This is a genomic window from Pullulanibacillus pueri (genome assembly GCF_014639255.1).
Lineage (GTDB): Bacteria > Bacillota > Bacilli > Bacillales > Sporolactobacillaceae > Pullulanibacillus > Pullulanibacillus pueri.
Genome location: NZ_BMFV01000048.1, coordinates 1 through 24,318 on the forward strand (window position 1 = coordinate 1; position 24,318 = coordinate 24,318).

Annotated in this window: 24 protein-coding genes and 2 riboswitches; of the genes, 19 read left to right on the forward strand and 5 right to left on the reverse strand. The window is 41.0% G+C overall.

Annotation, left to right across the window (positions count from 1 at the left end):
- Positions 1-805: 805 nt before the first annotated feature.
- Positions 806-940, forward strand: a riboswitch (cyclic di-AMP (ydaO/yuaA leader).
- A gap of 245 nt (positions 941-1,185) precedes the next feature.
- Complete coding sequence (gene kimA, locus IEV91_RS19650) at positions 1,186-3,015, forward strand: potassium transporter KimA (RefSeq protein ID WP_188499136.1); 1,830 nt, start codon at positions 1,186-1,188, stop codon at positions 3,013-3,015.
- A 97-nt stretch (positions 3,016-3,112) separates the two neighbouring features.
- Here the strand turns inward: kimA and IEV91_RS19655 are convergent, their stop codons facing one another.
- Positions 3,113-3,379, reverse strand: coding sequence for a zinc ribbon domain-containing protein (locus tag IEV91_RS19655; RefSeq protein WP_188499137.1), 267 nt, complete (start codon positions 3,377-3,379; stop codon positions 3,113-3,115).
- A gap of 134 nt (positions 3,380-3,513) precedes the next feature.
- Here IEV91_RS19655 and IEV91_RS19660 point away from each other — a divergent pair, with 134 nt between their 5' ends.
- Complete coding sequence (locus tag IEV91_RS19660; RefSeq protein ID WP_188499138.1) at positions 3,514-3,756, forward strand: hypothetical protein; 243 nt, start codon at positions 3,514-3,516, stop codon at positions 3,754-3,756.
- An 11-nt stretch (positions 3,757-3,767) separates the two neighbouring features.
- Here the strand turns inward: IEV91_RS19660 and IEV91_RS19665 are convergent, their stop codons facing one another.
- Positions 3,768-4,337, reverse strand: coding sequence for a helix-turn-helix domain-containing protein (locus IEV91_RS19665; protein WP_188499139.1), 570 nt, complete (start codon positions 4,335-4,337; stop codon positions 3,768-3,770).
- Positions 4,338-4,450: 113 nt separating this feature from the next.
- Between IEV91_RS19665 and IEV91_RS19670 the strand changes: the two genes are divergently transcribed.
- From IEV91_RS19670 to IEV91_RS19695, 6 genes are all read left to right on the forward strand, one after another.
- Positions 4,451-5,155 carry an AzlC family ABC transporter permease gene (locus IEV91_RS19670; protein ID WP_188499157.1) on the forward strand — a complete coding sequence of 235 codons (705 nt, stop codon included), beginning with the start codon at positions 4,451-4,453 and terminating at the stop codon, positions 5,153-5,155.
- Positions 5,145-5,477 carry an AzlD domain-containing protein gene (locus tag IEV91_RS19675; protein WP_188499140.1) on the forward strand — a complete coding sequence of 111 codons (333 nt, stop codon included), beginning with the start codon at positions 5,145-5,147 and terminating at the stop codon, positions 5,475-5,477. The genes IEV91_RS19670 and IEV91_RS19675 overlap by 11 nt, the downstream gene beginning before the upstream one ends.
- 128 nt (positions 5,478-5,605) lie before the next feature.
- On the forward strand, positions 5,606-6,895 hold the full coding sequence (locus tag IEV91_RS19680) for a M48 family metallopeptidase (protein WP_188499141.1): 1,290 nt from the start codon (positions 5,606-5,608) through the stop codon (positions 6,893-6,895).
- A 443-nt stretch (positions 6,896-7,338) separates the two neighbouring features.
- Complete coding sequence (locus tag IEV91_RS19685; RefSeq protein WP_188499142.1) at positions 7,339-8,076, forward strand: GNAT family N-acetyltransferase; 738 nt, start codon at positions 7,339-7,341, stop codon at positions 8,074-8,076.
- A gap of 24 nt (positions 8,077-8,100) precedes the next feature.
- Positions 8,101-8,772: a ribose-5-phosphate isomerase RpiA gene (gene rpiA / locus IEV91_RS19690; RefSeq protein WP_188499158.1), complete on the forward strand. Its 672-nt coding sequence runs from the start codon at positions 8,101-8,103 to the stop codon at positions 8,770-8,772.
- Between the two features lie 77 nt (positions 8,773-8,849).
- Positions 8,850-9,938 carry a D-alanine--D-alanine ligase gene (locus IEV91_RS19695; protein ID WP_188499143.1) on the forward strand — a complete coding sequence of 363 codons (1,089 nt, stop codon included), beginning with the start codon at positions 8,850-8,852 and terminating at the stop codon, positions 9,936-9,938.
- Between the two features lie 210 nt (positions 9,939-10,148).
- Here the strand turns inward: IEV91_RS19695 and IEV91_RS19700 are convergent, their stop codons facing one another.
- The gene (locus tag IEV91_RS19700; RefSeq protein WP_188499144.1) at positions 10,149-10,352 is read right to left on the reverse strand and encodes a DUF1657 domain-containing protein; all 204 of its coding nucleotides are present in this window, start codon (positions 10,350-10,352) and stop codon (positions 10,149-10,151) included.
- A 198-nt stretch (positions 10,353-10,550) separates the two neighbouring features.
- Between IEV91_RS19700 and IEV91_RS19705 the strand changes: the two genes are divergently transcribed.
- The 8 genes from IEV91_RS19705 (at position 10,551) to IEV91_RS19740 (ending at position 19,858) form a co-directional block, all read left to right on the forward strand.
- On the forward strand, positions 10,551-10,706 hold the full coding sequence (locus IEV91_RS19705; RefSeq protein WP_188499145.1) for a hypothetical protein: 156 nt from the start codon (positions 10,551-10,553) through the stop codon (positions 10,704-10,706).
- A 921-nt stretch (positions 10,707-11,627) separates the two neighbouring features.
- On the forward strand, positions 11,628-12,644 hold the full coding sequence (locus tag IEV91_RS19710) for a LacI family DNA-binding transcriptional regulator (RefSeq protein WP_188499146.1): 1,017 nt from the start codon (positions 11,628-11,630) through the stop codon (positions 12,642-12,644).
- A gap of 179 nt (positions 12,645-12,823) precedes the next feature.
- The gene (locus IEV91_RS19715) at positions 12,824-14,503 is read left to right on the forward strand and encodes an ABC transporter substrate-binding protein (protein WP_188499147.1); all 1,680 of its coding nucleotides are present in this window, start codon (positions 12,824-12,826) and stop codon (positions 14,501-14,503) included.
- A gap of 112 nt (positions 14,504-14,615) precedes the next feature.
- Entirely contained in the window at positions 14,616-15,611 is a 996-nt protein-coding gene (locus IEV91_RS19720; protein ID WP_188499148.1) for an ABC transporter permease, read from the forward strand.
- A complete protein-coding gene (locus tag IEV91_RS19725; RefSeq protein ID WP_188499149.1) occupies positions 15,601-16,542 on the forward strand; it encodes an ABC transporter permease in 942 nt (313 codons plus the stop codon). The genes IEV91_RS19720 and IEV91_RS19725 overlap by 11 nt, the downstream gene beginning before the upstream one ends.
- Positions 16,517-17,497 carry an ABC transporter ATP-binding protein gene (locus IEV91_RS19730; protein ID WP_188499150.1) on the forward strand — a complete coding sequence of 327 codons (981 nt, stop codon included), beginning with the start codon at positions 16,517-16,519 and terminating at the stop codon, positions 17,495-17,497. The genes IEV91_RS19725 and IEV91_RS19730 overlap by 26 nt, the downstream gene beginning before the upstream one ends.
- Before the next feature lie 3 nt (positions 17,498-17,500).
- The gene (locus tag IEV91_RS19735; RefSeq protein WP_188499151.1) at positions 17,501-18,493 is read left to right on the forward strand and encodes an ABC transporter ATP-binding protein; all 993 of its coding nucleotides are present in this window, start codon (positions 17,501-17,503) and stop codon (positions 18,491-18,493) included.
- Between the two features lie 12 nt (positions 18,494-18,505).
- Positions 18,506-19,858 (forward strand): GH1 family beta-glucosidase, encoded by a 1,353-nt coding sequence (locus IEV91_RS19740; RefSeq protein ID WP_188499152.1) that lies wholly within the window; start codon positions 18,506-18,508, stop codon positions 19,856-19,858.
- A 122-nt stretch (positions 19,859-19,980) separates the two neighbouring features.
- Here the strand turns inward: IEV91_RS19740 and IEV91_RS22010 are convergent, their stop codons facing one another.
- Positions 19,981-20,535, reverse strand: a complete 555-nt coding sequence (locus tag IEV91_RS22010; RefSeq protein WP_188499153.1) for a 3D domain-containing protein — start codon at positions 20,533-20,535, stop codon at positions 19,981-19,983.
- A 741-nt stretch (positions 20,536-21,276) separates the two neighbouring features.
- Here IEV91_RS22010 and IEV91_RS19750 point away from each other — a divergent pair.
- From IEV91_RS19750 to IEV91_RS19760, 3 genes are all read left to right on the forward strand, one after another.
- Positions 21,277-21,813: an acyl-CoA thioesterase gene (locus IEV91_RS19750; protein ID WP_229745669.1), complete on the forward strand. Its 537-nt coding sequence runs from the start codon at positions 21,277-21,279 to the stop codon at positions 21,811-21,813.
- Between the two features lie 18 nt (positions 21,814-21,831).
- Entirely contained in the window at positions 21,832-22,698 is an 867-nt protein-coding gene (locus IEV91_RS19755) for a gamma-glutamylcyclotransferase family protein (protein ID WP_188499154.1), read from the forward strand.
- A 166-nt stretch (positions 22,699-22,864) separates the two neighbouring features.
- Positions 22,865-22,963: a YjcZ family sporulation protein gene (locus IEV91_RS19760; protein WP_188499155.1), complete on the forward strand. Its 99-nt coding sequence runs from the start codon at positions 22,865-22,867 to the stop codon at positions 22,961-22,963.
- Between the two features lie 112 nt (positions 22,964-23,075).
- Here the strand turns inward: IEV91_RS19760 and IEV91_RS19765 are convergent, their stop codons facing one another.
- On the reverse strand, positions 23,076-23,666 hold the full coding sequence (locus IEV91_RS19765; RefSeq protein ID WP_188499156.1) for an ECF transporter S component: 591 nt from the start codon (positions 23,664-23,666) through the stop codon (positions 23,076-23,078).
- 160 nt (positions 23,667-23,826) lie between these two features.
- Positions 23,827-23,959, reverse strand: a riboswitch (FMN riboswitch).
- Between the last annotated feature and the right edge of the window lie 359 nt (positions 23,960-24,318).

A 24,318-nucleotide genomic window follows, 5' to 3' on the forward strand; every position in this document is an offset into this window, starting at 1 on the left:
AATAATTTAGGTTTAAAAAGTGGAGGGTATCCTCAAAAGCCGTTAGGCTTTTGGGACACCCTCTTTTTTTATATCAGAAATTATAAGTTGAACGCTTATAGTGTTGATCGCCACTCCAGGTCGCTCGCTTTCCTCACGCCCACACGACTAAGGAAAGCTGCTAAGAGAATAATCCTCGCAGAAAAATCGTGTTTTTACGATTTTTTGATGTGGGTAGGGTCGGCGTTCGACGCACCATTGGAGTGGTAATCGGGGTCCCCGAAAAGTGTTCTTAACTTTTTGGGGTGTTTGATGTGCTAGCTTTGACGTTGTCACACGGATGTGACGGTTTTAGTCGAAGTTCCTTAATGACGTGACGTTTTTAGCCGATCGTCCTTAGTGACCTCAGCTAACTTGGGAATGGATTAATTGGTCTACCAAGTTTATGACTAAAAACCCCTGTTCCTGCGTCTACGAGTATTGCTTCGTCGTCAGCTTTCTCGGAACAACTCGAAGATTACTCGTGAAGTCACGCTGGCCCCGTTCCCGAAGGACTCTAGTTTATGCACCCGTGAGTCAGCGGTGCTGAGGAACACACTGAGTATAAGTGTTCCGAATCTCGCGTCTTTCGCTCCAATCAACTAAAATTGCTGGGCTGCCTATTGGTAAAAGCCTTTTCAATGTCTAAAAGAGGACCTGGCAAGCTTTTTTCCCGGTTATTCTCAATGTTAGATTCTCTACCTTTTTCCTAATTTCCCATAAAAAAAATTCCTATAAAATATATTGACAAGGTTTTAATCCGGGAGTAGAATTGGTCCATCCAAATGAATATTTAACGCTTAATCCTTTTTATAAGGAGTGGGGGACCCAATCTTTCTTGGGGTGAATCCTGTTATCAGGTAGGGTAACTCCTCTAACCCGAACCCGTCAGCTAACTCCATCAGCGTTTGATTGGGGAGGGATGTGTCTTGACTATTAAACCATCGCTTTGATGGTTTTTTTGTGTGCTTTTTTATATTGCGCTAAACGCGAGGCGGAAAAGGTTCAAGTTAAATAGTCAACGCGACTTTTACTTCGTCGGTCATGAGGTAGGATCGTAGAAGAAAAATAAAGCAATACTTTGTGAAGCGCGTGAATTAAGTGACGTATTTGTGTTTGATGATTTAGAGGAGATGTTTTGATAAATTACTTGATGAAGGTGACATGATGCTAAATAAAATAAAACGTATCCTCATTGGAAAACCATTAAAGTCTTACGAGCTCCAAGGGCAAAAGCTAAATAAGTTAAAGGCACTGGCCATCCTTTCTTCGGATGCCCTCTCCTCTGTTGCCTATGGTCCTGAACAAATCTTAACAGCTTTAGCGGTTCTTGGTGTCATCGCTTTTTGGTACTCTTTACCGATTGCGGTAGGAGTGTTGATCCTACTAAGTGTTTTGATTCTCTCTTATCGGCAAATCATTCACTCCTACCCTCAAGGTGGGGGTGCTTATATGGTGGCTAAGGAAAACTTAGGGACGAACTTTGGATTAATTGCAGGGGGTTCCCTACTTATTGATTATATATTGACGGTTGCTGTAAGTGTTTCGGCAGGAACCGATGCGATTACGTCAGCGTTTCCTGAACTATACCCTTACAATGTTTTGATTTCTATCATTATTGTTATTATCATCACGATCCTAAACTTACGGGGCTTGACGGAATCGGCGACAGTTCTAGCCTATCCTGTTTATTTGTTTGTAATAGCTCTGGCTTTTCTTATTCTTTTTGGTTTTTATCATGTGTTGACAGGTCATATTCCTGAAAGCACACATGCGAGCATAGGGACACCTGTAATGGGAATCAGTCTATTTATATTATTAAAGGCTTTTTCCTCAGGATGCTCGGCATTGACAGGAGTTGAAGCTATCTCTAATGCTATCCCAAGTTTTAAAGAGCCTTCTGCTAAAAATGCCGCGCGGACTTTAACTTTAATGGGATGTATTTTGGGTGCGCTCTTTACGGGAATCGTGATTTTGGCTTATTTATATGGGGTAACTCCTTCTGCGAGCCAAACAGTATTATCACAATTAGGGGCTGAAGTTTTTGGGCGAAACGGATTTTATTTCTTTATTCAGGGAACAACAGCACTCATTTTAATTTTGGCTGCAAATACGGGTTTTTCAGCCTTTCCTTTGCTTGCCTTTAATCTCGCAAAGGATAAGTTTTTGCCTCGGCCGTTTACAACGAGGGGAGATCGATTAGGCTACTCCAATGGTATTTTGACACTTGGTGTGGCATCGATTATTCTGATTGTTCTTTTCGGAGGAAATACTGGAAACTTGATCCCGTTGTATGCGGTTGGGGTATTCATTCCGTTTTCACTATCACAGACAGGGATGATTGTAAAATGGGTACGCCAAAGGCCAAAAGGCTGGTTAACAAAGCTTGCGATTAATCTTTCAGGAGCCCTGATATGTTATTTAATTTTGATTATCTTTTTTGTCACGAAATTTGAAAAGGTATGGATATCACTGATCTTCCTTCCAGTAATCCTTGCAATCTTTCATCGCATTCATAAACATTATAATGCAGTGGGAGAACAATTGCGGCTGGATGTTTCAAAAAAATTACGAGATATAGACATGAAGGAAAATATTGTGATTGTCCCTATTTCAGGAATTACTACCGTCGTGGAGCAATCAATTCTTTACGCCAAGTCATTGTCAGATAATGTTATTGCCGTCTATATCGGATTTAGTCAGGAAGCGATCGAACAGATGGAAAAAGAGTGGGAAGCGTGGGATACAGGTGTGCGACTGGTTACCATTCATTCTCTCTATCGCAGCATCCTAAGACCGTTGAGCAAATTTATTGATACTATTAAATATAAGACAGAATCGTCCCAGGCTCGAATTACGGTGGTAATGCCGCAATTTTATACAAAAAAATGGTGGGAAGGCCTCCTTCACAATCAATCTGGGACATTGATTCGGGCTTATCTTGTAAGAACCAAGGACATTGCCTTGACCACCATCCCTTACAGATTTAAAAAATAATTTAATACGTTTTGACGATGCGATTCCTGTCGCTCTTCAAGCGTGCAGAAATTCATTGAGTCAATAAGAGGACCTAGATACGCTTGAACCGGTCCTCTTATTTCTTTATTTCAATAGGGTATTTTGGAGAGGGTTGGTAAGGGAAGACTAAGCCTTCCTTGTGAAATAATGTGGGATGACCGCACTTGGCACAAAAGGCGGCATCTGGGGGATTAACATAGGTACACCCCTTAGATACTAATCCGGGCTCATCAGCGCAGGTGTTAATGAGAGGAGCCCCGCACTTGATACAGTTTTTATCATCTTCTCTTCCTACATGCCCACACCGAACGCAAGTCGGTTTTTCCTTTTTTTTATCAGCCATTTTATCACCTCATTATAAACTATGTTGAGAAGTGATAAATGCGACTTGATACTTAGGCTTCATTGGAGTGTCACACCATGGAGAAATGCCCATACATATATTAATAGGAGTGAATATTGGCGGGAGGTATTTCCGTGGCAGTCAATATCAATTTTGCTGCAATTAATGTGAACGCAATTAACCGTGACAGTTCTGTTTCAATTGGTGAAAATAATCAACCAGGTTGGAGTTCCCATTCGAAAAACAATTATGGGGATGGCCTTTTATTTGGTATTAATTTGATAAATCAGATGAATAATATCATGGATAATGATGTGATTGATGCACCGATAAATGATCAGGATGGTATACCAGGTAATCAAAATCAGACATTGTAATGGAGCGACTTTTATAAGTTTAAAACTGGGTAAGCGATCACCATGATGAGTGAAGCGGGACAGGTGCTAGTATTTATATAACTGTGTGGTTGATCCGCTTGATAACGAATACCTTCACCTTCACTGACGGTATAAGTATTGCTTCCGATATGGATGTTCATTTGGCCTTTATAGACCCATAAGTATTCTTCCACTCCATGAGGGTGAGGATCGGCATTATAATGGCATGTAGGGAGTAAATCAATTTTATACATTTCAAAGTGATTTTGTCCTTTCATCGGAAATATAGGATACACTTTGTAACGTTCGTGGTCTTCCTTTATAGGCGTTACCTCTAATTCTTTAACTAGAGTAACGTCTTTTTTTATTTCTTCTATAAAAGAAGTAAATGGCACTCTAAGCCCTTCGGCGATTTTCCATAGGGTACTTACTGTTGGATTAGAACGTGCGCGTTCAATTTGACCAAGCATTGGTTTACTGACGCCTGTGAGTTCAGCCACTTTATCTAAGCTCAGGCCCCTTTCCAAACGCATTGCTTTGAGCCTTTTCCCAATAATGTGATTTAGATTGTCTTTTTCCATTAAAAACGCTCCTTGATTAAGGGTTAAATATAACATACAATAAACACAATATATTTTACAACTGGTGGGGTGTTTTTTTGTTATCTTATCATAAAGAAAAGGGTCATTCGATCATGGGATTACGCACTGGCAGTAAGGCTGGGATCCCTATAGCGATTGGCTATATTCCTATTGCATTAACTTTTGGTTTGATTGCGAAAACAACAGGGCTCACCTTTAGTGAAACGATAGGTATGAGTCTATTTGTCTATGCAGGAGCTTCCCAATTTATGGCCCTTCAAATGTTTGCAGCAGGAACGAGTGGATTGGAAATCATTTTAGCAACCTTTATTATTAATATTCGTCATTTTTTAATGACGGCCTCTCTCAGTGAAAAAATTTATGAGCGTTCACTAATGAAGCGAGCACTCGTAGCCTATGGTGTCACAGATGAAACATTTTCCGTGGCTTCGTTGCAAAAAGAGGAAGTAAAGCCTGTTTTCATGGCGGGTTTACTTCTAATGGCCTATGGGAGTTGGGTCATTTTCTCTGGTGTGGGGTATTTTATCGGGGCCGGACTCCCCGGTGTCTTAAAGGCGAGTATGAGTATTGCACTTTATGCAATGTTCATTGGCCTTATTGTTCCATCCCTAAAAAGGCATAGAAAAGTTGTGGCTTTATTTAGCAGTGCTGCTATTCTGTCTTCTATGTTATCTCTCTTTCTTTCATCGGGGTGGGCCATCGTTCTAGCAACACTTTGTTCTTGTTTTGGTGTAGAAGCCTTTTACTATAAGAAGAAAGATCCACAGGAATGGGAGGTCGGGCAGCATGACAAGTAGTGTCATGTGGGTGATTTTAGGTATGGGGATCGTGACTTATGTACCGAGAGTATTGCCGTTGATCGCGATGCATTCTGAAGCCATTCCACCTTTTCTTCAAGCTGTTCTTAAGAATGTCCCTTACGCGGTTCTTGGGGCATTGATCTTTCCAAGTATCTTTATTATAAACTCTGGAAGCTTATTAAAGATGACGATGCCTGACTTTTTGTTTGGATTTATAGGAGGCAGCATTGCCTTTGTGACCGCCTACCTTAACTGGAATATCACCCTTGTTGTTTTAACGTCAATAGCCGGATTAGTGATTTATCATTTGATCGTTTGAGGATAAAAGTCACACGGTGGTTCTATTTTGTTGGACAAAAGCTTAAACTAAATAAAGGTTGTTCAAAAAAATCATCGTTAAATCGAATAAGGTTCAAATGTTGAGGTGTCCTAAGGAGGTCTAAAATAATGAAGAAGGTCGCTTGGTGGTTTCTAGGCCTATATGCTGTTTATATTTTATTTATATTATGGTATTTCTTTATTTGGGTACAACCCGGGGTTCCAGCAGAATTCAAGGGGACAGCTGCAGACCCTAATATTTTTATGACCCACCATCAAATCACACTTAGTCAAGATTATTCCCGGATTCAAGACTTAATTTATTTTTTAACGATCCCATTGGATTGGGGCATTTATTTATTCATTCTTATCTTTGGTTTTTCACGTTGGCTGCGACATCGTTCAGAGGATGTCTCTAAATTTTCCTTTGTTCACACGCTGATTTACTTCCTAGCCCTGTCATTATTAACGTGGTTGATTTCACTCCCGATTAATTACATAGCCCATCAAGTCTCTATTCACTTTGGGGTATCGGTTCAGCCGTTAGGCAGTTGGTTGCGAGACAGCCTGGTTTCTTTCTGGATTAATTGGCTTATTTCCTTTTGTTCAGTTCTTGTGATGTATTTCTTTATCCGACGTTTTCAGAAACGGTGGTGGTTACCTGTTTGGGTTATCGCGATCCCGTTTATGTTATTTATGACTTACATTCAACCGGTTTGGATTGATCCTTTATTCAATGATTTCCATTCGCTTAAAAATGGGCCATTAAAAACAGAGATATTAGATTTAGCCCATCAAGCCGATATCCCAGCGCACAATGTATATGAAGTCAATATGTCAGAAAAGACGAATGGCTTAAACGCTTATGTGAATGGGATTGGCTCACATCTTCGAATTGTCTTATGGGATACCACTCTCGACAGATTAGACGATAAAGAAGTGCTTTTTGTTATGGCGCATGAAATGGGGCATTATGTTAAACACCATTTAATTTGGAGTGTGATCGGCTCTATTTTTGCGACCCTTGTAGGATTATATATTGCCTCAAAACTCTTTGCCTGGTCGATTAGAAAATGGGGGCGCGTTCTTGGCATTAAAGGAACAGGTGATCTGGCTTCTGTTCCAATATTGCTACTCATCATTTCGTTGCTCTCTTTTGTAGCGACGCCGATCGAAAATGCCTTTTCACGACATGCCGAGCATTCTGCTGATACGTATGCGATTAAAATGACTCAGGATAAAGAAGATGGGATTAGCGCGTTTCAAAAATTATCCGTTGCCGGTTTAAGTGATGTGAATCCTCCAGGGTTGGTAAAGTTTTTTGAGTATGGTCATCCGACGATGTTAGAGCGGATTACTTTTTTAGAGGAGTATAAAGTCCACCAGAAAGAGACGACAACAAAAGATCCTAACCAATAAGGACATTATGAATAAAAATCCGTTCATTCACTGAATGTTCGGATTCTTTCATGAGTCCAATACTTCTGTTCCCAGCCTCTTTCCATTCCAAGAGAAAGCATAAACTACTGAAAGAATAAAGAATATGAGTGGACATTTGCATTCTTTGAAGAGAGTCTAGTAGAAGCTTAAAATATATGAAAGTGTAAACCCTCGAAGGAATAAAGAGATCACTAGAAAAACTTGCTTTAATGATAAGGACTTGTTGTAAGTTTTCTCTCAAAGAATAAGAAAGGATAAGCCATCGAAGCCATAAAGAAATCGTAGAAAAATTTGTCTTCTCTGATTAAGATTTGGCGGAAGGCAAGTTTTTCTTAACTTGAGAATCATAACGAAAAACCTAAGCATCGCTTGTGCTTTATGGTAAAATGGGAGTTAAAGGAACGAGAAAAAGGGGTGCTTCTATGACGCCTTTATCAGGGTGTAAGGTCTTAAAAGGCTACCCATATTATTTGTCTATTGAAGATTTCCCAGAGGACTTTCAGGAAGCAGCTCTCATGGACGGTATTGAATGGGGTTTAAAGGAAGTGAAAGAAGAGGGCATTTATTCTTTTACAATAACATTGAATCAAACTCAAACGACGTCCTCTGTACTTCAGAAACTCCAGCAAGAAGGATTTAAGAGAAATGGTCAAAGATATTTTTACCATTTGGATTTGCAAGAGTTAACCGATGAAATAACGAGGCCAATAACATTAAAGAATATCAAGCAATTCGATCAGCACTGCTTTCTTGAGGTATGGGAACGCTCGAGACAGGGCTCGTTAAATGCCGGAGAATCCGCGGCTATTACGGAGACTTTTATCGGTCTGCAACAAGAATTGGGACCTCGCTATAAGGAGTACTGCCAGCTTGGATTTATCGATGACCAGCCTATAGGCATCACCATTCCTCATCTCGAACCAGGTACTGTGAATGAGGGGAGACTGTTCTATTTTGGATTATTACCTGAGTGGCGGGGACAAGGTCTAGGCGCTCCTTTTCATTTGAAAAGTTTATATTATTTAAAGATGATAGGGATGCACCAATACATTGGAGCCACTGGCGAAAAAAATAAACCTATGCAAAGGATTTTTGAGCGTAACGGATGTCAAAAGTTTGATGCCCGCACAACATTCATTTGGATGGCTCGGAAGGAATAAGGAGGTATTGCTATGGAAACAGTAATGGAAGAAAAACGCCGTGTTGGAGAAGCCGCGGCAGCTTATATAGAAGAAGGGATGACAGTGGGTCTTGGTACAGGCTCTACTGTTTATTTCACCATACATAAGTTAGCACAATTGATAAAGGAAAAAGGATTAGTGGTACAGACGGTATCTACCTCTAAGCAAACGACAACACTCGCCACATCTCTTGGTATTCTGGTTAGGGATCTTAATGAAGTGGCCCATGTGGATTTAACGATTGATGGTTGTGATGAATTTGATTCAGCGCTTTGTGGTATTAAAGGTGGCGGCGGTGCCCTGCTTTTCGAGAAGATAGTAGCCAAAGCTTCAGATAAAAATATATGGGTAGGGGATAGTTCGAAAGCCGTTTCGCAGCTTGGTGAATTTCCTTTACCTGTTGAGGTCTTACCTTTTGGATTTAAACATACTTTAAAGAAATTTCAAGAAGCAGAGTTAAACCCTGTATTACGTTTGACTTCTGATGGTAAGACTTATTATACAGACAGTGGGAACTTTATTGTCGATTTACATTTAAAGAAAATTAATGACCCAAAAGCCCTCTCGTCCTGGTTAAATGCTATTCCTGGAGTTATTGAGAATGGCTTATTTATTGATGTTGCAGACAAGGTTATATTTATAAAAGATAATATCGTCAAAGAAGTTAATCGTTAAAATTAAGATCAAGGTGAATGAGAAGCTAGTCCAACTCATAAGTTAATGAAGACAATGATTGAAGGTTGGGATAAAGAATGAACGGCAAACCAAAAGTCGCCATCGTATATGGTGGGAAATCTGCTGAATATGAGGTCTCATTACAGACTGCTTTTTCAGTGATTAATGCAATCGACAAAGAAAAATATGAAGTGTTACCCGTTCACATTACGAATAAAGGCCGTTGGGTAGAAGGACACGTGATTGCAGGGGCATTGGAGTATAAAGAGCAATTGTTATTGGATGAAAACCCAACAGCAGTCTCCGCAAATGAGTGGCTAACGCCTTCAAATATTAATGCTTCAAAGCACAAACCTGACATTGTCTTCCCCTTGCTTCACGGACCAAATGGAGAAGATGGTACAGTGCAAGGGCTCTTTGAATTACTGGATATTGCCTACGTGGGTTCAGGGGTTGCGGGTTCCGCTGTTGCGATGGATAAGGTTCTAGCAAAAGATATTTTTAGGGCGCATGGTATACCTCAAGCTGCTTATCTTGCTTTTACAAAATATGAATGGACAGAGCAGCGCGAGCACATTTTAGCGGAGTTAGAGGGTCTCATTGGTTATCCTTGTTTTGTTAAACCTGCTAATCTAGGGTCGAGTATAGGGATTAGTAAGAGTCACGATAGGAAGGGTTTCATGGGGAGTGTTGAACTTGCCTTCCAATTCGATCAAAAAGTGGTTGTTGAGGAGGCCCTTGAGGCTAGAGAGATTGAGATCGGGGTCATCGGGAACGATGAGCTTGAGCTATCAACGATTGGGGAAATTCAATCGGGGAGTGACTTTTATGATTATGAGTCGAAATACCAGGATGGCGAAACGAACTTGATTATCCCCGCCATGGTTGAAGAAGAAACATTGGCTCAGCTTCAGACATTGGCTAAAAAGGCTTATAAAGCCCTAAACTGTAGTGGATTATCGCGAGTAGACTGTTTTGTTAGAACATCAGATCATAAGGTTTTCGTCAACGAGGTCAATACTATGCCGGGGTTTACACTTTTTAGCATGTTCCCTTTATTGTGGAAACACACAGGCGTTGAATATCGACAATTAATTGATCGTTTAATTCGCTTAGGGATCGAGCGACATCAGAAGCGTAGCCAAATTCGGTATCGAATCGATTAATCACCCAATTCACTAAAACTCCACGTCTGTCTTTTACAGGATTTCATTTCGTGAATATAGTATTAGTGGACATGAGGAAAGCTTCTCGTAAGCTTCATGTCCTCCATTACCTCCTCGCTGTTTATAGTCGTGTTTTCACCATGTCATGCCTCCTGAAAAGGGCAGTCCAGAACGGTTAGTGGACTGCCCGATTTTTTATTTAAGGCTCTTTTATTGTTTGAATTGTGGTTCTTCATTTTGTACATATTGTAAGCGTTGATTGAGTTGATCTAAGATCGCTCTTTGTTGTTGAGCTAAGGACTGAAATGTTGTCTTAGCGGCTTGGTCTTGAGTTTCAAGCGCAAAGCTATCTAAGTTGGCTAAAGTGCTTTCGCAACTTGCAATCGTTTGTTGAATTTTAGTACCAACAGTCATTGATGTCACCTCCCAACCTTAATATGATGAACTTCATTTTCTTTTATGTCCCTCAAAAAATGGAAAAGAATTGGGGGTGGTTTCAAGAAGTTAGAAAAATTTATCTGTAGAGAACCTTTTTGAGCGCACACTTTAAAGTATGATTTTCCCTCTAACATCAAATCCTAAGGTGAAACTTTATGACGGAGGAGGATCATAGTGAAAAATCGATGGAGTTTAATGTCTATGGCTGCGGGAGCAGGAATTGGTGCAATCGCAGTGACAATGCTAAGAAACAGAAGTAAATCCAGTGAAATGAAAAAAATGGCCAATGATTTTTTGAAAGACGAAACAAGTGATTATGATTTTAAATAAAGGCTCAATTCCGTCTAGAGAGTTGTAATTGAAGGGTATTCCGACGTCAATCATAAAACACCGCTATGGATATACACTCCGCTTTCCGCGGGCGGCTGGTGAGCCTCCTCGCGCTCCGCAAAATACCGGGGTCCCCGAAAAACGCTTTTTGTTTTTTGGGGTGAAATAGGGGTCTCACCTAGGCCTCTGCTCCCGCAGGACTAAGGAAGGCGACTAGGAGAGTAATCCTCGCAGAAAAATCGTGGTTTTTACGATTTTTTGAGTCTCCGTGTATTTCCTTCGCTAGCTTGGGTGCATAGCAAAAAAAAAGAAATTCATTGAATTAATTCCTGTGAAACCGCTCAAAAAGCTTCGATTGCCATCAAGTGGATTGGAGCGAAAGGCGCTCTGGCTCCTTCGGGAACGGGGCCAGCGTTACTTCTCGAATAAACTTCGAGTTGTTCCGAGAAAGCTGACTGCGAAGCGGTACGAGTAGACGCAGGAACAGGAGATTTTTATTCATAAATACTTGGGAACAAAATAGTCCATTCCCAAGTTAGCTGAGGCACTAAGGACGATCGGTTAAAATCGTCACGTCATTAAGGAACTTCGGCTAAGACCGTCACGTCCGTGTGACACCGCCGAAGCTAGCACTTCCTGTGCGTCGAACACCGATCCTACCCACGTCCTGTGGGCATGAGGAAAGCGAGCGACCTGGAGAGGAAATCCGTCTACCCATTACGTCGGAATCTATATCAACTACGAAAATTTTTTACTTTAGAAAGCCTAAAATAAAAATTGTATTGGCGAGAAACCTCGTATTTTAGGGGTTTCTTTAATTTTTCATTAAATTTTTATAAAAAAATTAATTGAAAGCCTTTACAAATGAAAAATTTTGATTAATAATAGGTCTAACGTAACCGGTTTCGGAGGAGTAAGAACATGCCAACTATATATGACATAGCCAAAAAGGCGGGTGTATCTGCAGCAACTGTTTCCAAAGTATTAAATGGGAGAGCTGATGTAGGTGCGAAAACTATTGAAAAGGTCAAAAGAATTACAGAGGAATTAGGGTATCAGCCTAACTCATTAGCGAGAGGCTTAGCGACAAAAAAATCGAAAACCATTGGTGTCTTTTTTCAGGACCATTTGAATTCAGGCTTTCGGCATCCCTTTCTACAAGATATTTTAGCCAGTTTTAAGGATGTAATTGGCGAACACGGATATGATCTTATTTTTTTTGCTAATAATCAACCGAATAATCAGGCGTTAAGCTTTGAAGAGAGAGCAAAAGATCGGAATGTGGATGGCCTCTTTTTATTAGGTGTCCCCCGAACCGATCCCAAGCTTGCAAGTCTTATCAAAAGTGAGATCCCTTGTATTTCCATCGATCTCGATCTTATGGGGCCGAGAGCAAGTTACTTAAGTTCTGATAATATAGCCGGGGCGATAATGGCTGTTGATTACCTTGTGGAAATGGGGCATCGAGATATTGCCTATATATCGGATGTCTTTGCAACTAAGCCAGGGCATGATCGCCTTATTGGTTTCAAAACAGCAATGGAAAAGCATGGGTTACCGATTTTATCTAAATGGATTTTAGCTAGTGACTTTTCTGAACAAGGTGGTTATCAATCAACAAAAAAATTGTTAGAAAGTAAACATTTACCGACAGCGCTTTTTTGTGCCGGAGACATGATGGCCATCGGGGCGATGCAAGCGATAAGAGAAAAAAAATTAAAAATAGGCGAAGATATTTCTGTCATTGGTTTTGATGATATCAATCTCCTGAAGTATATCGCACCGAGATTAACGACAATTAAGCAGAAAAAAGATGTCATGGGACAGTTAGCAGCAAAGGAACTTTTAAAATTAATGAATGGTTCACCCTATTTTCCGACACCGGTCACCGTCAGTGTGGAATTGGTGGTGCGAGATACCGTGGTGAAAAGAGCATAAAGCATAATAAGAAAAGGTTATAAAAGGGGTATTCCTTAAAGGAGGTGAGGCGGGTATCAAAGGGAATATTCTTAATACCATAAATGAAAGCGGTTCACTATATACATCACAGCGCTTTTATTCCATTTAATTAGTTACTTAACCGTTTTCGTACAAACTAAGGGGGAGAGTGAAAGAAAATGCAAAGAAAAATCAAAAGACAGGCTTCGCTTTTTCTAATGTTGATTTTAGCCTTGACTTTGGTCCTTGTCGGATGCTCGGATAAAGGGTCTTCTGCAACGTCCAGTGGAGGGAGTAAAGACAAATCAGGTTCAGGTGGCGCTGCCAAACCATTAGTTATTGGGCTATCGCCAGCAGGTCAATGGCAAGAAAACTTTAATCCGTTTTCTCCAAATGCTACAGGTGGTACAAACGGTTTGATTTATCAGCCCCTTTATTATCTTGATCCTATTAGTGGCAAGGATACCGCAATGCTCGCCACTAAATATGAATGGACAAATGATAATAAAACATTAGTCGCAACGCTTCGAGACAATGTGAAATGGTCAGATGGTGAAGCCTTTACAGCGGATGACGTTGTTTTTACATTTGACTTGTTGAAAAAATATCCGGCCGCTGATTCCAATGGAATATGGAAAGAAGTCTCATCTGTAAAAAAACAAAGCGATAATCAAGTGGCCTTTAACTTCGACCAAGCCAATGTTCCTTTTGAAAGTTATATTTTAGGCACCGATATTGTCCCACAACATATTTGGAAGGATCTTGGAGATCCATCGAAGGCAAAAGTGACAAAACCGGTAGGAACGGGTCCATACTTATTAGAAAGTTTTACACCACAACTTTATAAAATGAAAGCGAATCCGGATTTCTATGATGGTGAATATGCTGTTAAAGAATTACAATTCCCTGCTTACAGTGGGAATGATAGTGAGCAATTAGCTTTGACTAAAGGTGAGCTTGATTGGGCGGGGATATTTATTCCTGACGCTGACAAAGTGTATGTTTCTGCGGATAAAGACCATAACAAATATTGGTTCCCAGCAAGTAATAACGTGACATTGTATCCAAATCTCACAAATCCACTTTTAAAGGATGTTAATGTTCGTAAAGCAATCAGCTTAGCCATCGATCGTCAAAAACTTTCAGATCAAGCGGCTTCGGGTTACGATCCACTCCCAAGTACAACAGCATTACTTTTACCTAGAGATGAAAAATGGATTGATCCAAGCATTCCTGAAGATAAACTGAAATTTGAATTGAATCAGGATAAAGCGGTTAAAACACTAGAAGATGCTGGCTATAAAAAAGGCAGTGACGGTATCTTTGTTTCTCCTGATGGTAAGAAGTTGTCCTTTACTTTGCAAACGGTTTCCGGTTGGACGGACTGGGCCACGATGGCACAATTAATTTCTCAGGAATTAAAAGCTATTGGGATTGAAATCAAAGTCCAGCAGCCTGAGCAAGCGGCTTATACATCGAATGTTCAAGGTGGCAAATATGAATTAGCGATTTCTTGGACCAACTCAGGTCCTGATCCTTTTAAACAGTATCAGGATATGCTCAATAGTCATGGTGGTTGGAATTTGGAAAAATGGAATGATCCTAAGACGGATGCTGCTCTAAAACAATTCCAAGGGACAACTGACGAAGGGAAACAAAAAGAAGCAATCAATTATTTACAAAATGTCATGGTTGATAACATGCCAGTCATTCCGCTCGTCAATGGACCAGTTTGGTACGAATACCGAACGGCAAATTATACAGGCTGGCCTACAGAAGATAATGCTTATGCCAACCCAGCACCATTTAACTGGCCAGCACCAGCCATCGTTCTATCTAAACTCAAACCAGCTAACTAAACTTGTTCTAGGAAAAAGGGGGTTCCCTTTTTCCTAGATTAAAAGGTGAGGAAGAGGATGCAGAAACACTTTGACTTTAGCACCATTCTCACTACAACAGAGGGGGGAAACAATGCGATACGTCATTCATCGCCTTGGTTTTTTTGTCCTATCACTATGGGCGGCTATTACTATCAATTTTATATTGCCGAGGATGATGCCAGGAAACCCTGCTGATGCTATGTTTGCCAAGTTTCAAGGGCAGTTAACACCAGCAGCGCTAGACGCCATGAAAAAGGCTTATGGCATCGGTCAATCAAATTTATGGCATCAATACATCGATTATCTTCATGGTTTATTTACATTCAATTGGGGTCTCTCGTTCATGCAATATCCGACGCCTGTCAGTGATATGATTAAAGCAAGTGTGCCATGGACCTTAGGTTTAGTAGGGATAGCGACCTTACTTTCTGTTTTCGTTGGGACAACATTAGGGGTTTATATTTCATGGAAGAGAAAAGGCTTATTAGATAATACATTGCCTGTCGTCTCTATGATCTTTCAAGCGATGCCTTATTTTTGGATGGCTTTGCTATTCGTCTTTATTTTTGGTTTTAAATTAAATTGGTTTCCAATGTCTCATGGCTATGATCCAGCCATTACACCTGGCTTTAATGGTACGTATTTATCAAGTGTGTTATCTCATGCCTTTCTCCCTGGAGTGACGCTTCTACTCGGTTCTTTAAGTGGTTGGATTGTCGGTATGCGTAACAATATGATCAATACTCTTGGTGAGGATTACGTCACATTTGCAGAGGCAAAAGGGGTCAGTTCTTCAAGATTGATGTTCTCCTATGCTGCGCGCAATGCGATCCTTCCACAATTAACAAGCTTTGCAATTGCAATCGGAAATGTTGTCAGTGGTTCAATTCTAACAGAACAGGTCTTCTCCTATCCCGGTATTGGGAATCAATTAACTTCTGCGGTCACTTCGCAGGATTTCCCGATGATTCAGGCCTCCTTTCTTTTGATCGCTGTCTCTGTTCTCGTTGCTAATTTAATTGTGGATTTGTTGTACAGCCGATTGGATCCAAGGATTCGCACAGGAGGGTTGCGTAATGAAGGCTGAGATCACACCATCAGCACAACAGAATGTTAAGTCATCCTTTCATCTTTTTAGTGCTTTAAAAGTTTTAAAACCTTTTTTTACAAATGCGAAATCTGCAACGGGTTTCATTATCTTTTTAGTCTTTCTACTCACGGCCATTTTTGCGCCTTTAATTGCGCCTTATTCACCTAGTGCAGCGATTTATGATCCTAATTTGGCTCCAACTGCGCATCATTGGTTTGGCACAACGAATACGGGACAAGACCTTTTCTCGCAATTTATTTTTAGTGCTCGTAATACGATGATTGTCGGCTTTGGTGCCGGGATTCTCTCCACCATTATCGGGTTGATCTTTGGCGTTATTGGAGGTTACCGAGGAGGCATTACAGATGCCATCTTAAGTTTTATCACAAACCTTTTCTTGGTCCTTCCAGGACTTGCTTTGCTTATTGTTATAGAAGCTTATCTCAAGGCATCAACCCCTTATGTTAATGGATTAATTATTGCCTTCACAGGTTGGGCTTGGGGCGCGCGTGTGTTCCGTTCTCAAACGATGACGCTTGCTGGTCGTGATTTTATATCAGCGGCTAAAATGTCTGGGAAGTCTTCCCTTCGCATCATGATCACTGAAATCTGCCCAAATATGATGTCGATTATCGCAGGAAATATTATGTTTGCGACTTTAGGGGCTATCTTAGCGGAAGCCGGGCTAGCGTTTTTGGGCTTTGAGGACATTAATTCAACCAGTTGGGGAACGATGCTCTATTGGGCAAGCTCAAACAGTGCTTTGCTCCGAGGGGCGTGGTGGTGGTTCATTCCTCCAGGTGTCGGTATTGCTTTGGTTGGATTAAGTCTCGTCCTTATGAACTTCGCCATTGATCAGATCACCAATCCTCGATTAAAGGTTCAAAAAAGGAGGAAGCAACATGGAAGAAAAGCAGCCCGTTCTTGAATTACAACATGTTTCCGTAGGCTATGATTCGCCAGCAGGCATGGTTCAGGCGGTCAATGATGTTTCTTTGACAATCTATGAAAATACGATTGTGGGACTCATAGGAGAATCAGGTTCAGGAAAATCGACATTGGGAAATGCCATCATGCATCTGATGAAGAATAATGCGGTGTTGACCTCCGGAACGATAAAGGTGATGGGAAAGGATGTCTATTCTTTAACTAAAAATGAATTGCGAAAGTTCCGTTGGAGTCAAATGGCCATGGTCTTTCAAAGTGCTATGAACGCTTTAAATCCTGTTTTGACAGTAGAAGATCAAATATTGGATGTCTTCCTGAGCCATGATAAGTCGATGTCTAAAAAGGAAGCGAAAAAAAGAGCCCGAGAGCTGATGGACGTTGTCAGCATTGATCCGAGATATCTTAAAAGTTATCCCCATGAATTGTCAGGTGGCATGAGGCAACGGGTGGTTATTGCCATTGCCATTGCTTTGGATCCAAAGCTAGTCATCATGGATGAGCCGACAACAGCGTTAGATGTGGTCGTTCAGCGCTCGATCCTCGATAAGATAAAGGAAATCCAAAAGGTGAAGAAATTTGCGATTTTGTTTATTAGTCATGACTTTAGCTTAGTTTCTGAATTGGCTTCGAAGGTGGCTATCATGTATGCCGGGCGATTTATAGAGGTCACGGATAGTCACTCACTTATGAATGCAAAGGAACATCATCCCTATACTGAAGGTCTGATCCGGGCAATTCCTCATTTAACGGCGGAAGAGGTGACCATTGAAGGAATCCCTGGGAACCCACCTAATTTAGTGGAATTGCCAACAGGGTGTGCTTATCACCCCCGCTGTCGGTATGCGAATGAACTCTGCAAAAAAAAGCGACCAGAAATGAGACACGTTGACACTAGAGATATTGAATGTCATCTCTATGAAACGGTTCAGAAATGAGGTGTGGAAATCTTGAGTCAATCCTCTACATTAGTTAAAGTTGAAGATCTCGTCATTAAATTTCCTGTTCGTGGAAATAAAGAGAGCAAATTTATTACACCCGTCGACAAGGTCAATCTTGAGATTAAAAAGGGTGAGGTACTTGCCTTAGTTGGAGAATCTGGAAGTGGTAAAACGACCATTGGTCGAGCGCTTGTCAGACTATTGAAACCAACGGAAGGTCAAGTAACTGTACAGGGTAAGAAAATTAATGATATCAAGGGAAGAGACCTTAAAAACTATAGACAAGTGGCACAAATGATTTTCCAAGATCCTTTTGGCTCCCTCAATCCGGTCAGATCGATTGAAGGCCATTTGAAATTCCCATTGAGGAAACATCAAGGGTATAAAGGCAAGGCATTGGATCAAAAAGTGACGGAGTTATTGTTACAAGTTGGTCTCACGCCGGTTGCGGAAATTAGAAAAAAGCATCCACATGAACTCTCTGGAGGACAGCGGCAACGTCTGGCGATTGCTCGCGCTTTAGCTGTCAATCCCAAATTCATCGTCGCCGATGAACCTACCTCGATGTTGGATGTTTCGATACGGGCAGGCATTCTTCAACTCATGAACGATCTAAAAAGAGATTTAGGTTTGTCCTATTTATATATTACCCATGATCTAGCGTCAGCGCGTTACTTTGGTGACCGCATCATGGTGTTATATGGTGGGAAAGTGATGGAGATTGCAGAGTCTAAGGAACTGATTAAACGGCCTTTAAATCCCTATACGCGTTTACTATTAGCGGCAACACCTGGTAGCGATACCCAAATTGATCTCACGGATGCTAATAATGAGGCCCCGGATCTATCAGAGGGACGAAAAGGGTGCCCCTTCGTTAACCGTTGCCCATTAGCGACAGCTGTTTGCCGCGAGACGATGCCTGAACTTAAGCAAGCCGTTGATCAACATTTTGTGGCCTGCCATCATTATGAAGAGGTTGACACAGTCCATTAAGGGGGAGAGAACATGCTAAAATTCCCAAAAAATTTTTTGTGGGGAGCAGCAACAGCCTCCTATCAAATAGAGGGCGGTTTTAATGAAGATGGGCGAGGAGAGTCGATCTGGGATCGCTTTTGCCAAATGCCGGGTCATGTTTTTGCGGGACATGATGGCAAGGTTGCTTGTGACCATTTTCATCGATACGAAGAAGATATCAAGATAATGTCTGAATTAGGATTGAAATCATACCGTTTTTCGATTGCTTGGTCTCGTCTGTTCCCTAAGGAAGGGCATTATAACGAGAAAGGCCTTGCATTTTATAGGCGCCTTGTGACATTACTTCATTCATATGATATTGAACCGGTGGCTACCATTTATCATTGGGACCTTCCGCAATGGATTCAAGACCGAGGAGGCTGGGCCAATAGAGAAACAGTTGATCACTTTGTCGAATATGCAGAGACGCTTTTTCGAGAACTCGGTCAAGATGTGAATAAATGGATTACTCATAACGAACCGTGGTGTGCGGCTTTTTTAGGTCATGGGTTAGGGATTCATGCTCCAGGCCATCGAGATTGGCATGAAGCATTAAGAGTGGGACATCATCTTCTCCTTTCTCATGGGAGAGTTGTTCAAGCCTATCGAAATTATAGTCAAGAAGGACAAATTGGAATTACATTGAATTTAGCCCCGACGTATCCTGGGACCGACAAGCCAGAGGATGTCGCAGCCGCTCACCGTTCTGACGGATTTATTAATCGCATTTTCTTGGACCCTGTTTTTAAAGGAATCTATCCACAGGATATGATAGATCTTTTTACCAAGCGATTTGGGACCATTGACTTCATCCAAGACCATGATCTACAAGTGATCAGTCAACCTATTGATTTCTTAGGGATCAATTACTATCAACCCAATGTGGTGATCCATAGTGAGGATGATCAACTTTTTAATGTTGAACAGGTCCCGGACGAAGGCAAGAAGACGGCAATGGATTGGAGTATTCATCCAGAAGCACTTTATGATTTATTAAAGAGGATACAAAAAGATTACAGCAACATCCCACTCTATGTTACCGAAAATGGTGCAGCGTTCGATGATCAGGTGGTCAACGGAGAAATTCATGATGAAGATCGCATAGAGTTTTTAGATGGCCATTTTCGTGCTGCTCATCAATTTATTCAAGAAGGTGGGAATCTCCAAGGCTATTTTGTCTGGTCGTTCCTAGATAACTTTGAATGGGCCTTTGGTTATTCTAAACGTTTCGGTATCGTTTATGTTGACTATGAATCACAGGAGCGGCTGTTAAAGGACAGTGCGAAGTGGTATAAAGAGGTCATTCATCAAAATGCTGTTCTTTCTAATCACGTGAAAAATTGAGAAGCTATACTTTTAAACCACAGATGATTTCTTCTGTGGTTTACTGTGCTTTGGCATTAATGTAATAGGTGAAATCATAAGCTAGGCTCCAAAAGCAAAAGCAGCCCAATAAGGGGCTGCTTTTATGAAGAAAGAATGGTCACGTTCATATGTTTGACGCCCCATTCACGTGCGTCTTGATTGGAGTGAAAATAAACATCAATATGATGACCGTCGATTGCTCCGCCTGTATCTGCGGCTTTTGCGACACCGTAACCAGGAACGTAAAGGGTTGAGCCTAATGGAATAACGTCTGGGTCAACGGCGATGACCTTTGCTTGAGGATGTTTTTCTAGGTCATATCCTGATTTGGTTATACCACTACATCCTTTACACTGAGCAGTATAAGCGGTCGCTTTCACTTCTATAGTGTTCTTTTTATGCTGCTTATCTGCGATTTTTTTCATGTACTCTTTAGCCGATTTATGATAATGGGAATGCGGTATTTTTTTTAGATAAGTTGCATGTTTATCAAGGTCATCATCTTTATTATTTGAACTTATAGGGAGATGACCGTGGACTTCAGGTATAAATAAATCAGAAACACTCTGTTTACCTGCTGCTAATGATGTTTTTGGGATTAAAAACAAGGTGAAGACAATGAGCATCAATAAGACGCCTTTGGTTAGCCATTTCATTTTAAAACTCCTCCTTTATACCTATTCCGGAGTACTTATGCGATTCTAGACGCTTGAGATAACAAAACAGTAAAAAGACAATTACAGCCATATTACAAAATGTGTTTTTGGACAAGTTGTCACAGGATGTTCATAAAAATGGATAAAGCCTCCTCTATAGGAAATCCAATAAACGCCTATAGAGGAGATATTCAGGAGGTTTACGAAGGTAGAAAGAGTTTGCTGCTTGTTTACCAGGGACAAGGATTCAGCTAACTTGGGATGGACTCTTTGTGTTCCAAAGTAATTATGAGTAAAAGTCCACTGTTCCTGCATTTACGCGTATTGCTTAGAAGTCAGCTTTCTCGGAATAACTCGAAGTTGACTCATGAAGTCACGCTGGTTTTTGTTCGCGAAGGAGCCCGAGCACTTTATGTTCCAATCAACGGGTGTTGATTCTGCTTGCCTTTAGCCTGCTGATGCCCGTTTTCCTATAATGTCAGCGTATAACTTAATGGAAGACCTTATATGTGTAACTTTTGCCTTCGTCATTAAGGCTGGGCAAAACCCTTAATGTGTGAGTGGTAAAGCACGAACATCATGCTGTGCTTAGCAAGCGCAGAAGTAAAAGCCAAGTTTTCTCATTAAATGCCTCTACTATGGGAAAGGGCAGTAGTCTTTATTGGAATGAAAGGAGGTTATATTGCGTTTTTACTAAGGGCTCTTATATACTGGAGAAAGAAATGAAGGGGAGTGCTCTATTTGGAAGGAAAATATATTAATGAATCCCGAGCGGTCAAAGCGGCTCATGTACAACCATTAGATACTAATTATCATGGCACGATGTTTGGTGGGAAATTAATGTCTTACATAGATGATTTAGCGGCACTTTCGGCTATTCGTCATGCCCGAAAACCAGTGGTTACAGCTTCAACAGACTCGGTTGATTTTTTATGTCCGATTAAGGAAGGGGCTTCTGTTTGCCTTGAGTCATTTGTGACTTATACGCATAAAACATCGATGGAAGTGTTTGTGAAAGTTATTACAGAGGACTTGTTGTCGGGAGAGCGTAAATTATGTGCCACATCGTTCTTAACTTTTGTTGCGCTTGGTGAAGATGGGAGACCAGATATTGTTCCTCCCGTGATCCCAGAAACAGATGAAGAAAAGATGCTTTTTGAAAGTGCTGAGGGGCGCCGGGAAATCCGTAGAATCCGAAGAGAAGATAGTCGGAGATTTTCTGAAGTGTTTACGTTGAATCAGCCATGGGAAAAGCAAAATGGAGCGGTTAAAGAATAGCAGATTGGAGTAAGGAAAATGGGGACACTTTTATTTGTTTACGGTGAGCTATTGTCTACCGAGCCTCAGCATAATGCCTTTCTTTCGGGTATAGAAAGAAAAGTCGAGCAGGCTTGGACGAAGGGAACACTCTATAAAACGGTAGCGGATGTGCCCGCAATGGTTGAGGGTACAGGTTTTGTGTATGGGGAAATTTATGAAGTCTCTGACACGATCCTCCGGCGTATTGATGAATGGGCAGAAAACCGTAAGTCTTCAAATGGTCATTTATATCTTCGTGAAACATTGGAAGTATATACTGATAAGGGGAGCTTCCAAGCACAGGTCTATGTATTTTCGGATAAATCCAAGCGTCAATGTCGTGAAGTCGTCCCTTTTCAAGATTGGAAGGTTGCCCAGTATCTTACGAATAAAGATCTTTACTTATATTTTGCATACGGCTCCTGTATGGATCATGAAAGATTTAGGCTAGCAGGAGTGGACCATGGTTTCCAAGTTTGCATAGGACGAGGAACCAAGCATCATTATGCCTTGAAGTTTACGATGAAGGGTGAAAATGGAAACGCTGCCGATATAGTAGAAGGGGATCAAAATGTCGAAGGAAAACTTTATGAAATAAACGAGGATACACTAAATTACCTTTTTATCCGAGAGGGTGTCGAAGCTGGACATTATCGCCCTTCAATTGTTGATATAGAAAATGAAAAAGGTGAAAGGGTCCAAGCCTTAACGTTTATTGTCATTGACAAGCAGCCTGAGGGACGCCCTACAGAACTTTATGTCACAGAAATCCTTAGGGGCGGAAAGGAAACACTCTCCTCTACTTATTGGGAGGCCCTTAGAAACCGTATAAATAAACAATTTAACATGGATATTCATCCTTAGGTTTCTGCCCAAAAATCATGATAATCAACACCAACACTGATGATGTGCATACAATGCCTATTGAAAGTATTTATTATTGTTCAGGTCGCGAGATAGCCTACTGTTGTTGTCCTTGTTCCCTATGGGCTATTCGTTTATGAACAACTTTTAAAAGGAGAGATGCTTCATGAGTGAAACTGCAGGATTTGGTGCAGGTAATGGCTTTGCGTTAATTGTTGTGTTGTTTATTTTATTGATTATTGTCGGTACTGCATACGTTTATTAAATAGAAAAAACACGTCAAGGGCTTTTAGGCTCTTGGCGTGTTTTTTATCTGTATTAAAACGTATGAGTAAGAAACACTTTGCTAAAAAGTGAGAGTGGGGCTAAATGTTTCGTCAGGAGTTCCTTAAAAGACGAGGGCGTAATCTTACCCATAGTGGGATGGAAATTAAGGTCACAAGGATTCCTTTTATAATATTAAACGGTAATACCGCTAAAATAATTAAGGAAAACAGGTCATGTATTGAGTGATTGGCAGCCTGAGCCAATTGAATTTGTTGCTCAACAGGGAAGCCCATAAAGATTGCATAAGCGGGATAGATCACGAAGTAATTGGCAATGCTCATGAGAACGGCCATAATAAGGGTGCCTAAGCAAAGCCCAATAAGTAAAGAACGCATGGTTTCCCTTCTTCTATAAATAAAAGTCCCCGTGATAATCAAAACACTTCCAGCAACGAAATTCGCTAATTCACCAATCGGAATCCCGCCCGTTGTCGCATAATGCAAGAGATTCTTTAAAGCCTCAATAATAATGCCTGCAACCGGTCCGAAAAGGATCGCGCCAATAATCGCAGGAATATCGCTTAAATCAATAGTTAAAAAGGTTGGCATTAATGGTAATGGAAAGGCGATATACATAATTAAAAAAGCAATAGCTGAGAGTAAAGCAATTGTGACCGTTTTTTTCAAAGACGTTGTACGCATCAGATCACCTCATTTTAAAAGATTTGGGTTGCTCTGATGATGTTTGACAAGTAAACCTAAATAAAGCCCAAGGTGTGTTATCCCTTGGGCTTTATTGCTTCACATGAAAGTTAGGCGACGTAAAAATTCCTCTCATTTACACAGAGGTACGCCGTCAAACATCATCCTTCTCCCATCCAGACTTTACTGTCGGTTCCGGAATCTCACCAGATCCTACCGTTACAACGGCTCGCGGACTAAAGAAAACTCTTATTACCGCCGGTCGGGAATTACACCCTGCCCTGAAGGAACGTCTTATTAAGTTCAAAAGTTATTATACCCGATGTGAGGCAAAACGTAAATCATTTTGTTTTAAAGAAGTGCCTATTTTGTTAGTTTCGTGATTCAAATGAAACTATTCACTTCCGTGTAGTGATAGCAAAGCTAGCACGTCAAAAACCACCCGAAATGTGAGCTGGAGTAGGACAACTGGGTCATTTTCACATTGGCTCAATAAGCAGTATTTATCGCTTTTACTATAGATTCCGACGTAACTACCGCTACGGAAATACACTCCGCTTTCCGTGGGCGGCTGGTGAGCCTCCCTACGCTCCGCGCTCCGGGGTCTCACCGCTGCCTTTACTCCCGCAGGACTAAGGAAGGCGACTAGGAG

Coding starts and splice junctions, on each gene's coding strand:
- kimA (WP_188499136.1), top strand. CDS start 1,186: ATGCTAAATAAAATAAAACGTATCCTCATTGGAAAACCATTAAAGTCT.
- IEV91_RS19655 (WP_188499137.1), bottom strand. CDS start 3,379: ATGGCTGATAAAAAAAAGGAAAAACCGACTTGCGTTCGGTGTGGGCAT.
- IEV91_RS19665 (WP_188499139.1), bottom strand. CDS start 4,337: ATGGAAAAAGACAATCTAAATCACATTATTGGGAAAAGGCTCAAAGCA.
- IEV91_RS19670 (WP_188499157.1), top strand. CDS start 4,451: ATGGGATTACGCACTGGCAGTAAGGCTGGGATCCCTATAGCGATTGGC.
- IEV91_RS19675 (WP_188499140.1), top strand. CDS start 5,145: ATGACAAGTAGTGTCATGTGGGTGATTTTAGGTATGGGGATCGTGACT.
- IEV91_RS19680 (WP_188499141.1), top strand. CDS start 5,606: ATGAAGAAGGTCGCTTGGTGGTTTCTAGGCCTATATGCTGTTTATATT.
- IEV91_RS19685 (WP_188499142.1), top strand. CDS start 7,339: ATGACGCCTTTATCAGGGTGTAAGGTCTTAAAAGGCTACCCATATTAT.
- rpiA (WP_188499158.1), top strand. CDS start 8,101: ATGGAAGAAAAACGCCGTGTTGGAGAAGCCGCGGCAGCTTATATAGAA.
- IEV91_RS19695 (WP_188499143.1), top strand. CDS start 8,850: ATGAACGGCAAACCAAAAGTCGCCATCGTATATGGTGGGAAATCTGCT.
- IEV91_RS19700 (WP_188499144.1), bottom strand. CDS start 10,352: ATGACTGTTGGTACTAAAATTCAACAAACGATTGCAAGTTGCGAAAGC.
- IEV91_RS19710 (WP_188499146.1), top strand. CDS start 11,628: ATGCCAACTATATATGACATAGCCAAAAAGGCGGGTGTATCTGCAGCA.
- IEV91_RS19715 (WP_188499147.1), top strand. CDS start 12,824: ATGCAAAGAAAAATCAAAAGACAGGCTTCGCTTTTTCTAATGTTGATT.
- IEV91_RS19720 (WP_188499148.1), top strand. CDS start 14,616: ATGCGATACGTCATTCATCGCCTTGGTTTTTTTGTCCTATCACTATGG.
- IEV91_RS19725 (WP_188499149.1), top strand. CDS start 15,601: ATGAAGGCTGAGATCACACCATCAGCACAACAGAATGTTAAGTCATCC.
- IEV91_RS19730 (WP_188499150.1), top strand. CDS start 16,517: ATGGAAGAAAAGCAGCCCGTTCTTGAATTACAACATGTTTCCGTAGGC.
- IEV91_RS19740 (WP_188499152.1), top strand. CDS start 18,506: ATGCTAAAATTCCCAAAAAATTTTTTGTGGGGAGCAGCAACAGCCTCC.
- IEV91_RS22010 (WP_188499153.1), bottom strand. CDS start 20,535: ATGAAATGGCTAACCAAAGGCGTCTTATTGATGCTCATTGTCTTCACC.
- IEV91_RS19755 (WP_188499154.1), top strand. CDS start 21,832: ATGGGGACACTTTTATTTGTTTACGGTGAGCTATTGTCTACCGAGCCT.
- IEV91_RS19760 (WP_188499155.1), top strand. CDS start 22,865: ATGAGTGAAACTGCAGGATTTGGTGCAGGTAATGGCTTTGCGTTAATT.
- IEV91_RS19765 (WP_188499156.1), bottom strand. CDS start 23,666: ATGCGTACAACGTCTTTGAAAAAAACGGTCACAATTGCTTTACTCTCA.